Source organism: Terriglobales bacterium (assembly GCA_035543055.1).
Classification (GTDB): domain Bacteria; phylum Acidobacteriota; class Terriglobia; order Terriglobales; family Acidobacteriaceae; genus JAIQFD01.
In genome coordinates, this window is record DATKKJ010000002.1 from 1 (window position 1) to 11,684 (window position 11,684).

Annotated in this window: 10 protein-coding genes; 9 read left to right on the forward strand and 1 reads right to left on the reverse strand. The window is 64.5% G+C overall.

Annotation, left to right across the window (positions count from 1 at the left end; translation table 11 throughout):
• Positions 1–507 precede the first annotated feature (507 nt).
• The 3 genes from VMS96_00050 (at position 508) to VMS96_00060 (ending at position 3,102) form a co-directional block, all read left to right on the forward strand.
• Positions 508–1,176 carry a group I intron-associated PD-(D/E)XK endonuclease gene (locus VMS96_00050; protein HVP41788.1) on the forward strand — a complete coding sequence of 223 codons (669 nt, stop codon included), beginning with the start codon at positions 508–510 and terminating at the stop codon, positions 1,174–1,176.
• Positions 1,177–1,306: 130 nt separating this feature from the next.
• Entirely contained in the window at positions 1,307–2,650 is a 1,344-nt protein-coding gene (locus tag VMS96_00055; GenBank protein ID HVP41789.1) for a multiheme c-type cytochrome, read from the forward strand.
• A 242-nt stretch (positions 2,651–2,892) separates the two neighbouring features.
• Positions 2,893–3,102: a hypothetical protein gene (locus VMS96_00060; GenBank protein ID HVP41790.1), complete on the forward strand. Its 210-nt coding sequence runs from the start codon at positions 2,893–2,895 to the stop codon at positions 3,100–3,102.
• A 67-nt stretch (positions 3,103–3,169) separates the two neighbouring features.
• Here the strand turns inward: VMS96_00060 and VMS96_00065 are convergent, their stop codons facing one another.
• Positions 3,170–5,938 (reverse strand): protein kinase, encoded by a 2,769-nt coding sequence (locus VMS96_00065; protein ID HVP41791.1) that lies wholly within the window; start codon positions 5,936–5,938, stop codon positions 3,170–3,172.
• Between the two features lie 94 nt (positions 5,939–6,032).
• Between VMS96_00065 and VMS96_00070 the strand changes: the two genes are divergently transcribed.
• The 6 genes from VMS96_00070 to VMS96_00095 all read left to right on the forward strand — a co-directional run.
• A complete protein-coding gene (locus VMS96_00070) occupies positions 6,033–6,758 on the forward strand; it encodes a molybdenum cofactor biosynthesis protein MoaE (protein ID HVP41792.1) in 726 nt (241 codons plus the stop codon).
• Positions 6,759–6,768: 10 nt separating this feature from the next.
• A complete protein-coding gene (locus tag VMS96_00075; GenBank protein HVP41793.1) occupies positions 6,769–7,731 on the forward strand; it encodes a VWA domain-containing protein in 963 nt (320 codons plus the stop codon).
• 18 nt (positions 7,732–7,749) lie between these two features.
• Positions 7,750–8,019 (forward strand): RNA chaperone Hfq, encoded by a 270-nt coding sequence (locus VMS96_00080; protein ID HVP41794.1) that lies wholly within the window; start codon positions 7,750–7,752, stop codon positions 8,017–8,019.
• 55 nt (positions 8,020–8,074) lie between these two features.
• Positions 8,075–8,881, forward strand: coding sequence for an inositol monophosphatase family protein (locus VMS96_00085; GenBank protein HVP41795.1), 807 nt, complete (start codon positions 8,075–8,077; stop codon positions 8,879–8,881).
• A gap of 32 nt (positions 8,882–8,913) precedes the next feature.
• Positions 8,914–9,777 carry a DUF1684 domain-containing protein gene (locus VMS96_00090; protein HVP41796.1) on the forward strand — a complete coding sequence of 288 codons (864 nt, stop codon included), beginning with the start codon at positions 8,914–8,916 and terminating at the stop codon, positions 9,775–9,777.
• Between the two features lie 158 nt (positions 9,778–9,935).
• A partial coding sequence (locus VMS96_00095; protein HVP41797.1) for an aconitase family protein occupies positions 9,936–11,684 on the forward strand: 1,749 nt, incomplete at its 3' end.

An 11,684-nucleotide genomic window follows, 5' to 3' on the forward strand; every position in this document is an offset into this window, starting at 1 on the left:
AAGCCACGCCTCAACAAGGGCTTTGGAGCATCGCCGTAGTCTGCGCCATTCCACCCACCTTTCCGCGAAGAATCGCCGCGAACGGCGAGAACGCCGAGATTGCGCGTGATTGGCCGGCGCGAGTGCGCCCACCCCTGGACATCGCCGAGGTCGCGCGTGATTGGCCCTCGCGAGGGCGCGCGGGCTACTTTGCCGAATCTGGAGTGGGGATTTCTGGGGGCACGAAAATAATGCATTTTTCTCAGTCCTGGGTGTGGGCGCGTAAGTCTCCCGGAATCAGCGGGTTGCACGTCTCAACTATAGCTTTGAGCAAAGTCAAGCGAGACTTTTTGCCCCCTCTATCATGCTGATACATAGGGACTTGGGTGACCGCGCTTCCCGGACGTCACAATCAGATTTGCTATGGTGGAAAGAGGGGGCAAAGTCGTCGGTCGTCAGTCGTCGGTCGTCGGCTAAATCAAAGACCCAAGAACCAGGCGCGGAGGAACGCATGGGTGCAGGAGACGTATGTCGAAGAAGGGAAACAGTACCAAGTATCAGGTACCAAGTACCAAGCCAAGGCAAAACCCAACCTCCGCCGAGCGTGAAATCCCAACACATCCCAAGTTAAGAGGCGAGAGGGCGGAAGAAGAGTACCAAGTACCAGGTACCAAGCACCAAGGAAAGGCGAGCCCATCGTCGCGTGAGATTCCGTCCCATCCGAAGCTGCGGGGGGAATGGGCGGAGTTGCAGTTCATGGCGCGGGCGGCGGCGCAGGGGTTCCGCATCGCCAAGCCGATCAGCGATTGCTATCGCTGGGACCTGATCGTGGAGCACGAGCTGGGGTTCCACCGCGTCCAGGTGAAGTCCACAACGGTGAAAGAGAACGGGAGCTATCGGTGCGTGTATTTCTCGTCGGCGAAGTATCACGACTACAGCCCCGAAGACTTCGACTTCCTGGCGGCGTATGTGGTGCCGGAGGACGTGTGGTACATCATCCCGTCGAAGGAGATTGAGACCAGCTCGGTGACGCTGGATGTGGCGGGGCGGCATCCGGGGAACAAGTACGCAAAGTATAAAGAGGCGTGGCATCTGCTGAAGCGGCCGGGGAGGTTTGATATTCAGGCGTGTGCGGACGTGGAGTACCAAGTACCAAGTACGCAGTACCAAGCAGAGTCCGTAGCGCATAGTCCATAGCGTATGGCGCCTAGGCCAGAGCAAAGAGCCAGATGTCCGCGGCACCGTGACTGTCGTCACTGACGGCCCGGGAAGCGGCTGGAGAGAATGGCGCGCCAGCGGCGTAGAATCTCGCCCCGGAGGTTCCCCCATGCGTTCCGCACTCCTGCTTTGCATCCTTGCCCTCACCTTGAACGCAGCGGCCCAGGCGCCGAGCAAGCCGGCGGCCAAGCCGGCGGCCAAGCCCGCGAAAGCGCCGGCCGCGAAGGCCGTCAAAGTCTCGGCGGAAGGCCAAGCCTGCCTGGATTGTCACAGCAACAGCACGCCGGGAGTGGTGGCGCAGTGGAAGGGCAGCGCCCACGCCGCCAACAGCGTGGACTGCTATTCCTGCCACAAGGCCAGCGAGAAAGACCCGGCGGTGTTCGACCACTACGGGCACCGCATCGCGGTGATCGTGACGCCGAACTATTGCGGGCGGTGTCATGCGGCTGAGGTGGAGCAGTTCGAGAAGAGCCATCACGCCAGCGCCGCCAAGTTCATCGGGTCGTTGGACAACACCTTGGGGGAGATCGTGGAGGGCGGCCCGGCGGCGGCCAACGGCTGCCGGCAGTGTCACGGCAGCGAGGTGAAGTACATCAAGGACGGCAAGTTCGACCCAGCTACCTGGCCCAACAGCGGCATTGGACGGATCAATCCGGACGGCAGCCTGGGGACCTGCGCCGCCTGCCACGGGCGGCACTCGTTCAGCTCGGCGCTGGCGCGGCAGCCGGAGAACTGCGGCAAATGCCATATGGGCCCCGACCATCCGCAGGCCGAGATCTACACCGAGTCGAAGCACGGCATCCAGTTCCGGGCCAACATCGGGAAGATGAACCTGGAATCGAAGTCGTGGGTGGTGGGCAAGGACTATTCGGCGGCGCCCACCTGCGCCACCTGCCACATGAGCGCCACCAGCACGCAGAAGATCACGCACGACGTGGGCGACCGCATCAGCTACACCCTGCGCCCGGTGGTGAGTATCCACCTGCCGAACTGGGAGAAGCGGCGGGCGGCGATGCAGGATGTGTGCGGCAACTGCCATGCGACCGGCTGGGTGGAGAACTTCTACAAGCAGTATGACGGGACGGTGGAGCTGTACAACGAGAAGTTCGGCAAGCCGGCCAAGGCCATCATGGACAAGCTGCGCGCCGACAAGAAGCTGACGCCCACGCCGTTCGACGAGCACATCGAATGGATCTTCTACGAGCTGTGGCACCACCAGGGACGCCGCGCCCGCATGGGCACCGCCATGATGGGGCCGGATTACACCCAGTGGCACGGCTTCTACGAGGTGGCCAAGACCTTCTACACCGAGTTCATTCCGGAGGCCGAGCGGCTGGAGCCGGGCGTGACCGCCGAGGTCATGAAGAGCGACTATCACAAGTGGCACGAAGGCCTGACCCCGGAGCAGATCCAGCAGCAGATCGAGTTCTACAAGAAGCGGTATAACCAGTAGGAGGCAGGAGGCAGGAGGCAGGAGGCAGAAGGCAGAAGGCAGGAGGCAGGGGGCCATCGTCCGGGAGTAACCCAAGGGCATGGCCCTTGGGGAGCTTCCCTGGGTCGGGATGACACGGTAATGTGTCCCCCATGGCACATTTCCCCAAAGCACACCCCTGTCAGCGGGCTCCCCGCGCCAGGCTCGCAGCGGCCACGCGAATCACCCTGGTGTACGGTGATGGGCGGCGCACGCAAGGGCGTTTGCACACCGTCTCGGAGACTGGCGGATGCGCCGGCCTGGAGATGCAATTGCCGGCCTCGACGCTGGTGAACATCGAGCTGCGGACCTCGGCCGGCCCGGTCAACGCCATCGCGGAGATGCTGCAGCCGCTGGACGCGGCCCGCCAGCCCTTCCGCTTCCTGGCCATCGATGAGGACGACCGCGGCCGCCTGCAGCAGATGGTGAAGTGATAAGACCCTAGCTTTTCGCCAGGAGCCGCCCTGCCGGGCGGCTTTTGCATGTCTGGAGAACCGAGGCTCAGGCGCTCTGGGCACGGGTGGGCGCGAGACTGCGCTCCAGGAGCAGCAGGAGATCGCCGGCGGTGGCGGGGCGGCGGGCGCGGTCGGTGGCGAAGGCGGCGGCAAAGAATCCCGGCAGGGAGGATGGAGCGTCGGGGAGCGTTTCGGCCAGGGGGCGGTAGCGTCCCTCGAGTACCGCCGAGTGGACAGCGGCGATGGTGGAAGCGGCGAAGGGATGCACTCCGCTCAGCATCTCGTAGCTGATGACCGCGAGGGCCCAGAGGTCCCAGGAGGGCTCAACCAGCTCTCCTTTCAACTGCTCCGGGCACATGTACTGGGCGGTGCCAAGCAGGATGCCGTCACCGGTGTCGGCCGTGGGCATGGCGGTATCGGGCGTCCGGGCCAGCAGCTTGGCGACGCCGAAGTCGAGCACCTTGGGAACATCGGCCGATTCGGCGCGGGCCAGGAAGATGTTCTCCGGCTTCAGATCGCGATGGATGAGGCCGCGCTTGTGAGCGGCTTCGACAGCAGCGCAGACGCCGCGCAGGATGTCGAGGGCGCGCGCGGCGGGGAGACGGCCGCCATGCAGCAACTGCTGGCGAAGCGTCTTGCCGACGAGCAGCTCCATCACCAGGAAGGCGCCGCGGCCGCTCTCGATGCCGAAATCGTGGATGGCGACCAGGTTGGGATGAGTGACCGAAGCCGACATGCGGGATTCGCGGCGGAAGCGCTCGGCGGCCTCGGGGTTGGCGATCAGGTCTTCGCGCAGCATCTTGATGGCGACCTCGCGGTCGAGGGCGGTGTCGGTGGCGCGATAGACGGTGCCCATGCCGCCGCGTCCCAGGCGCTTGGCCAGCCGGTAGCGTCCGGCAAGAGTGCGGGGAAAAGGCATGGGAGTGAGCTGGGAGCCGTCGGAGGCGCAGCGCGAGATGCCGGAGTCGTAACACTCGCCGCACTCGCCGCACTCAACGTAACCGCCGCGTGCCGGAGCGGTTGCGGGACGTTCGAGCAACAGAGCCAGGGCGCCGGCGATGGCCAGCAGGAGTTCCTGGTCTTCGCTGCTGTAAGGCTCCTCGGAACGCTTGGGGCCGAAGACCAGCAGGGCCTCGCAGGCGTCGGCGGACATGGCGACGGGAACGAGCAGCTCGATGCGGGCCTGGCGGAGAAAGTCGGTCTCCTCATGGGGCAGTTGGGCGCGCAGCCAGCTGGATTCGGAGGCCGTGGTGTGCAGCGGCTTGCCGAGCACGCGCATCATCCCCACCAGCTTGCTGTTGGCGTCTACCGCCCCGACGGCCACGCCCGCTGGAGCCGAGGCTATGCAGCGATAGCGATCCTCGCCGGGCCCGCGAACCAGGAGAGCGACGAATTCAGGATGCAGCGCCGATTCCATACGAGCCACGGCTCGAGGCGCCTCTTCTTCCAGGCTGGAAGCCTTGCGGATCTCGTCCACCACCTCGTGGAGGACCTGCTGGGCGTTGTAGCGCTCGCGGAAGAAACGGCGGTCCAGCGCCTGCATCCAGCTCTGGCGCTTTACATGCCCGACCGCGGCGAGGATGCCCAAGGTGGCATAGGGCCAGCCGCGCTGGGAGAGCAGCGCGCCCACGGTTTGGTCCTTGTGTAGCACCAAATCGAGCACCAGGATGGCGACCGAGACCGGAACCAGGTAGAGCAGTACTCCGCGGGCGACGGCGTACTGCAGGCCCTGGCGGATCATGATCCGGACGTCAAAGAGCTGGTGCTTCACCAGGGCGTAGGCGAAGCACAGCGGGAAAACGAACATCAGGGCCGGGATCAGGATCTGCATGTCAGGCCGAGCCCAGACCTTGGGAGCGAAGGCGGCGAGCGGGAAGCCGCCAAAGAAAGCGCCCAGACTGATGGCCGCACCGGTGGACAGCAGCCGGATGCGGCGCCGTTCATTGACTTCGCTGCGGCGGTAGCTCCACAGCAAGCAAGCCAATCCCCCCATCACGTACGCGCCCGCCAAGGAAAGCCCAGCAAGGAAACCCACGCGAACCTGCGCATTGGAGAGGTTCAGCTGCAGGCGATGGGGCGCAAACACGAGGCCGAGCCTCCAAAGTGGATTGGCGAGGACGAAGGCAAAGCCGGGAATCGAAAGCCATATCCACTTGGAGCGAGAAAAGACCTGCCGCGGGAAGACGGAGAAAAAAGCAAACACCAGGAACCACCAGGCGCCGTTCGAGATCACATCGGGCACGAGGAATGCGCCCTGCACCGGCCAGGGTAGGTGGCGCCAAACGACGGCTCCCCCGGTGACGATCGGGTGGTACTCACAGGCCAAGGCCGCCAGGAAAAGCGCCCCCACTCGAGCCGCGAGTTCGTGCGGCCGGCTGAATACGATGAAGAACGCCAGCAGCAGTTGCAGCAAGCTGCTCAGAGACCACAGCAAACCGACTACCCGGACGAAGAGAGGAGTGCCCTGGTAACGGCGCAAAAGGGAGAGCGTGGCGTGGACCGTTGTACCGTTGCGGTCGGCCACCACAGGAATGGGGCCAGGGCCCTCCAGGTTCCAAACCGCGATGACGAAATCCAGATTGTTGCGGATAGAAAAATCGCCAATGGAGACGAGCACGTCGCCTGGTTCAAGTCCGGGCGCCTTGGCGCGCCTATCAATACTCTGAATGACGGGAGAGTCCGCCCGACGGTCCAGGTTGAGCCCTGTGGTGCCCCAGCCGAAAAACTCAAAATAGACGAAGTTGAGGCAGAAGTAGCCGAGGAACACGGCGGCACAGGCGTAGATCCACCACGGAGCGCGCGCGCGGAGAGCCATGAGCCGTGGGCCTCCTGATGCCAGCAAGTGCGGCGATTATACCGCCGATGGGAGGTGTAGCCGGAATAGCGCCGGGGCTGTATCCTCGTTCTCCATGCAGGTCAAGGTACTGTTTTTCGGGGTGCTGAAGGAGATGGCGGGCCGGGCCAGCGAAGGGGTGGAGCTGGCCGAGGGCGCCACCCTGTCGGACCTGCTGGAGCGCTACGAGAAGGAAGTGCCGAAGCTGAAGCAGTACCGCGGGTCCATCGCCCTGTCGGTGAATCAGGAGTATGCGGCGGCGAGCACGCGGCTGAAGAATGGCGACGAGATCGGGCTGCTGCCGCCGGTGAGCGGCGGAGCGGACGAGGAGCCGCTGGTGAGGATCGTGCACGAGAGGATCGATCCGCACCAGATCGTGACCCCGCTGGAGCGGCCGGAGGACGGAGCCATCGTGATGTTCGACGGGATCGTGCGCGACAACTCGCGCGGGCGCAGGACGCTGTACCTGGATTACGAAGCCTATGAAGAGATGGCGCTGAAGCAGATGCGCGGGCTGGCGGCACAGGCAAAAGAGAGGTTCGCGATCCGCAACGTGGCCATCGTGCACCGGCTGGGACGGCTGCAGATAAGCGAGAGCAGCGTGTTCATCGCGGTGTTCTCGGCGCACCGCGGGGCGGCCTTCGAGGCCTGCCGCTGGATCATCGACAGCCTGAAGAAGACCGTCCCCATCTGGAAGAAAGAGTACTTCGAGGACGGGGCGGTATGGGCGGACGGTGAGCCCTTCCCGGAGGAAATCCGCCGGGGCGACGGAACCAAGAGGGAGGAGCGGGCATCCAAGTGAGTAGTTCCCCATGAGACTACTTTGGACTGCTCTGGCCGTGCTGTGGTGTGCCTGCGCATGGGCGCAAGCACCGGGCAGCGGGACCGCGGCCGGACAGCCCGCTCCGGCACAGAAGCAGGAGAACATCCCCACCTTTAGAGCCGACGTCAACCTGGTCAACGTGTATGTCACGGTGGCGGACCGGGCGGGCGCGCCGGTGGGCGGGCTGACGGAAGACGATTTCCAGCTCTTCGAAGACGAGGTGCCGCAGAAGATCTCGGTGTTCGCGCGCGAATCGGAGCTGCCGCTCTCCATCGTGGTGGCGCTGGACACCAGCCTGAGCACCCGCAAGGACCTGCAGTTGGAGCTGGCCGCGGCACGCGACTTCGTGAAGTCCATCCTGCGCCCCCAGGACAGGCTGGCGCTCTACCAGTTCTCGCAGGAAGTGCAGGAAGTGGTGCCGTTCACCTCCGACATGAGAAGCATCGACCAGGGGTTGAAACGAGTGCACGTGGGAGCGGCGACGGCGTTGTATGACGCCATCTACCTGGGATCGCGGGCGCTCTCCCGGCGCCAGGGAAGGAAGGTGATGGTGGTGATCACCGATGGGGGCGACACCATGAGCCAGGTGGATTACCAGGAAGCGCTGCGCCAGGCCCAGATCGCCGACACGCTGGTGTACAGCATCATCGACGTCCCCATCGCGGCCAGCGCGGGGCGCAACACCGGCGGTGAGCACGCCCTCATCCAGATCGCCAACGATACCGGCGGAAAGTACTACTACGCCGTTTCCGACGAGGATCTGAAGCGCGCCTTCCAGAAGGTGAGCGAAGAGCTGCGCACCCAATACCTGCTGGGCTACTATCCGTTGAAGCGGCTGACCGACTCCGATTATCGGCGGATCGAGGTGCGGCTGAAGCCGGACGCCGGGCCGCGCTTCGCCGGGCTCTCGCCCCGTCACCGCGCGGGATACTACACCTCCAAGGCGGAGTAGCTGGGGTAGAATGGCGCCATGCCATTCCAAGGGTCCAGCAACTTCCGCAAAGCCAAGTCGCCTCCGCCGGAAGAGACCTTCCAGGAGGCCGCCTACCTCAAAGCCCTGGGGGAGAAGCAGACGCCGGTGACGGTGAAGCTGCTGGACGGCGAGGTGGTGCGCGGCTGGATCGAGTACTACGACCAGAACATGGTGAGGCTGACGCGGGAGGGGGCGCCCAACCTGTTCATCTTCAAGCACCAGATCCTGTACATCGCGGAAGAGGGTGGCCGGCGCAAGCGTGAATGATCACCCCAACGCGCGAAAAGTGCGCGCGTCGGGGGCCCCGGAGTTCGTCCCCGCCATGAGCGAGATCGCGCGCGAGGCCGGCGCGCTGCTCATGACCTACTTCGCCCGGCGGGTCAAGATCGAGTACAAGGGGGACGTGGACCTGGTCACGGAGGCGGACCGGGCCAGCGAAGCCCTGATCGTGGAGCGCATCGGCGCCAAGTGGCCGAAGCACGACCTGGTGGGCGAAGAGGGCGCGCGGGCCAAGCAGGGCAGCGAGTACCGCTGGTACATCGATCCGCTGGACGGGACCACCAACTTCGCGCACGGCTTCCCGGTGTTCTGCGTGTCGCTGTCGGTGGAGCACAAGGGCGAGGTCGTCGCCGGGGTGCTGTACGACCCGACGCGCGACGAGCTGTACGCGGCCGAAAAGGGGAGCGGCGCGTACCTGAATGCGCGGCGGCTGCACGTCTCCAAGACCGCGAGCCTGGCGGAGAGCCTGGTGGCCACCGGCTTTCCCAGCCACAAGCGGCACAAGAACCCCAACATCCACTTCTATCATCAGATCACGCTGATGACGCACGGGGTGCGGCGAGCGGGATCGGCGGCGCTCGACCTGGCGTGCGTGGCCAGCGGGCGCTTCGACGGCTTCTGGGAGTTCAACCTCAACCCGTGGGACACGGGCGCGGGCGTGCTGCTGGTGCGGGAGGCCGGCGGCAAGGTGACGCGCTTCGGGGGTGAGCCGTTCACCCTGGATTCGCTCGAGACTGTGGCCAGCAACGGGCTGATCCACGCCGATCTCCTGAAGGTCTTCGGAGACATCTTCGCGGGGCGCAACCTGGAAGAGCTGCCGTCGGCGGTGGAGTACGGGAAGGGAAGATGAGGATGCAGGCGGCAGGACGCAAAAGGCGGGCTGTGGCGCTCGCCTTGTTTCTTTTGTCGCTTCCCGCATGGGCGCAGACACCGGATGCGGCGTATGAAGCCGAATTCAAGAAGTGGCAGCAGGGGCAGATCAAGGACCTGAAGGAGAACTGGCTGCCGCTGGTCGGGCTGTTCTGGCTGCAAGAGGGCGACAATCCCTTTGGGGCGGACGAGCACGCGCGGGTGTTCATCGCCCGAGACTACCTGCTGGCCCACGAGGGCGACTTCCGGCTGAGCAAAGGTCAGGTGTGGTTCCGGGCGGTCCCGATGTCGAATGTGCGGCTGGGAAAAGCGTCGTTCCGAGAGGTCCTGATGACGCCGGCGCCGCCCGGCCCGCCGACGACCCTCGCGGTCAACACGCTCCGCATGTTCATCATTGGTCGCGGAGAGCGATTCGGGGTGCGGGTCAAGGACCTCAACAGCCCGGAGTTGAGCAAGTTCAAGGGGCTGAAGACCTATCCGCTGACCATGGCGTACGTGGTCACCGCGCAGTTCGAGCCCGGGAATGGAAGGACGATGACCGTCCCCAATGTGCTCGGAGACCGGCAGGAGGTGGCGGTCGCCGGGCAGGTGCGGTTCAAGCTCCACGGGCGCGAGCAGACCCTGGACGCGATGGAAGGAGAAGATGGCGGGCTGTTCATCGTGTTCTCCGACCTGACCAAGAAGAAGGACACGTATCCTGGCGGGCGGTTCCTGGATATATCGGCGCCGAAAGACGGGAAGGTCGTCCTGGACTTCAATAAGGCTTACTCGCCGCCGTGCGCCTTCACCCCTTACGCGACCTGTCCGCTGCCGCCGAAGCAGAACCAGTTGCAGGTGGAGATCAGGGCGGGGGAGAAGTATTCGGGACATCGGTAGATCGCCGGCATTGACCTGAAGAGCAGAGGAGGGAATAGGGGTCCTTCGACTGCGCTCGGCTGGCGCCTCGCTCCGCTCAGGATGACAAGGGGGAGAGCGGCGAAACTGGCGAAGGGTGTGACGGCGGCCCTGGAATCTCCTTTGTTACAATTCCTAATGTGGGAAACGAGCGGAACGACCTCTTAACGCGACCGATCGCCAAGCGTCCGGACAAGGTGAAACTGAGCGGGCGCATCTTATTTCTTACCGAAGACCCCGCACTCATCCGCAAACAGCTCGATGGCTGGGATATGCCGTGGGACACGAAGAACCCGGCCAACAATCCCAAGCTGCGCGACGACATTTCCACCGACGAGATCACGCCGGCGCATCTTTGCTTCTATTTCGACCAGACGCTGGGGGAGATCCCGTACGCCGGCCTGAAGTGCGGCAACGAGCTGCCCATCAAGCGCGGGGACGTGAAGCGCGGCGGGTTCGTGGCCTCGGTCAGCGGCAAGCGGCGGGGCAAGGGGTCCAGCCGCGAGCAGTCGCCGTATGCGGAGATGTCGGCCGGCATCCGGCTGGTGATCGCGGAGAACATTGAGCGCATCTACAGGCAGAACTGCCAGAACCTGGGCGTGCTGACCTCGACGAACTTCGAGCTGATCGACCGCATCCGGCGCGGCGAAGAGATGCCCCTGGAGGAATTCACCCGCGGCGAGGACGACATCACGCGGCAGGTCATCGAGTACGGTGGCTTGTTTGCCTTCAACGTGGCGCGACTGCAGAAGAAGGTCTTCCTGCCGCCCATCAAGACGGAAAAGCGCGGCATGACCATCGCGGAGAAAATCTTCGCGCGGCACATGGTGGACGCGCAGGGAAAAGTGGGCGTGCCCTACGTAAAACCGGGCGACACCGGCTTCGCACGCACCGACCTGCGCTTCAGCCACGAGTACGTTACGCCGATGGCATCGATCTTCTACGAGCAGAACGTCGGCAAAGACGTGCCGGTCAACGACAAGGACACCATCCTGTTCTTCCGCGACCACCTGACGTTCCTCGACGAGGTGATGTCGGAGGAGAAGCGGAAGATGGGGCTGCTGGACCTGGCGACGCAGCTCAAGTTCAAGCAGCAGGACTTCGCCGAGAAGCAGGGCATCCGGCTGCACGGCGAGCTGAAGGACCGCAAGGGGTCGGAAGGCATCTGCCACTCGCTGGTGCTCGAGAGCTACGCGCTGCCCGGGCAGCTCAACGTGGGCTCGGATTCGCACACGCCGCACGTGGGGGCGGTGGGATGCATCGCCTTCGGCATCGGCACTACCGACGTCTTCAATTCCTGGATTACCAAGGACGTGCGGGTGAAGGTGCCGGAATCGGTGAAGGTGGTAGTGCGCGGCAAGCGGCGGCCGAATGTCACCGCCAAGGATTTCATCCTGGCGCTGCTGGCCATGGATTACATCCGCAGCGGCAAGGCCCTGGCCAAGGTCATGGAGTACTCCGGAGAAGCCATCGAGGAGCTGAGCGTGGACGAGCGCGCCACCATGACCAACATGGCGGCGGAGATCGGCGGGTTCACCGGGATCGTGGCGCCGGACCAGAAGGTGGTGGATTTCCTGGCCGAGCGCCGGGGCATGGACCGCAAGAAAGCGGAGGCGATGATCCAGGGGCTGAGCAGCGACCCGGACGCGCAGTACGCGCACGTGATCGAGCTGAACGCCGACAAGCTCACACCCATGGTCGCGACGCCGGGCGATCCGGGCAACGGCAAGTTCATCCGCGACTTGAATACGCCGGTGCCGGTGGAGATCGCTTATGGCGGCACCTGCACCGCGGGCAAGAATGAAGACATGGACATGTACGCGCGGGTGCTGGCTGATGCGCTGGCACAGGGGAAGCGGGTGGCCGACTCCTGCAAGTTCTACATCCAG

Bases quoted from the DNA above. Each gene is read 5' to 3' on its own strand.
- VMS96_00050 (HVP41788.1), top strand. From the start codon at position 508: ATGTCGAAGAAGGGAAACAGTACCAAGTATCAGGTACCAAGTACCAAG.
- VMS96_00055 (HVP41789.1), top strand. From the start codon at position 1,307: ATGCGTTCCGCACTCCTGCTTTGCATCCTTGCCCTCACCTTGAACGCA.
- VMS96_00065 (HVP41791.1), bottom strand. From the start codon at position 5,938: ATGGCTCTCCGCGCGCGCGCTCCGTGGTGGATCTACGCCTGTGCCGCC.
- VMS96_00070 (HVP41792.1), top strand. From the start codon at position 6,033: ATGCAGGTCAAGGTACTGTTTTTCGGGGTGCTGAAGGAGATGGCGGGC.
- VMS96_00075 (HVP41793.1), top strand. From the start codon at position 6,769: ATGAGACTACTTTGGACTGCTCTGGCCGTGCTGTGGTGTGCCTGCGCA.
- VMS96_00080 (HVP41794.1), top strand. From the start codon at position 7,750: ATGCCATTCCAAGGGTCCAGCAACTTCCGCAAAGCCAAGTCGCCTCCG.
- VMS96_00085 (HVP41795.1), top strand. From the start codon at position 8,075: ATGAGCGAGATCGCGCGCGAGGCCGGCGCGCTGCTCATGACCTACTTC.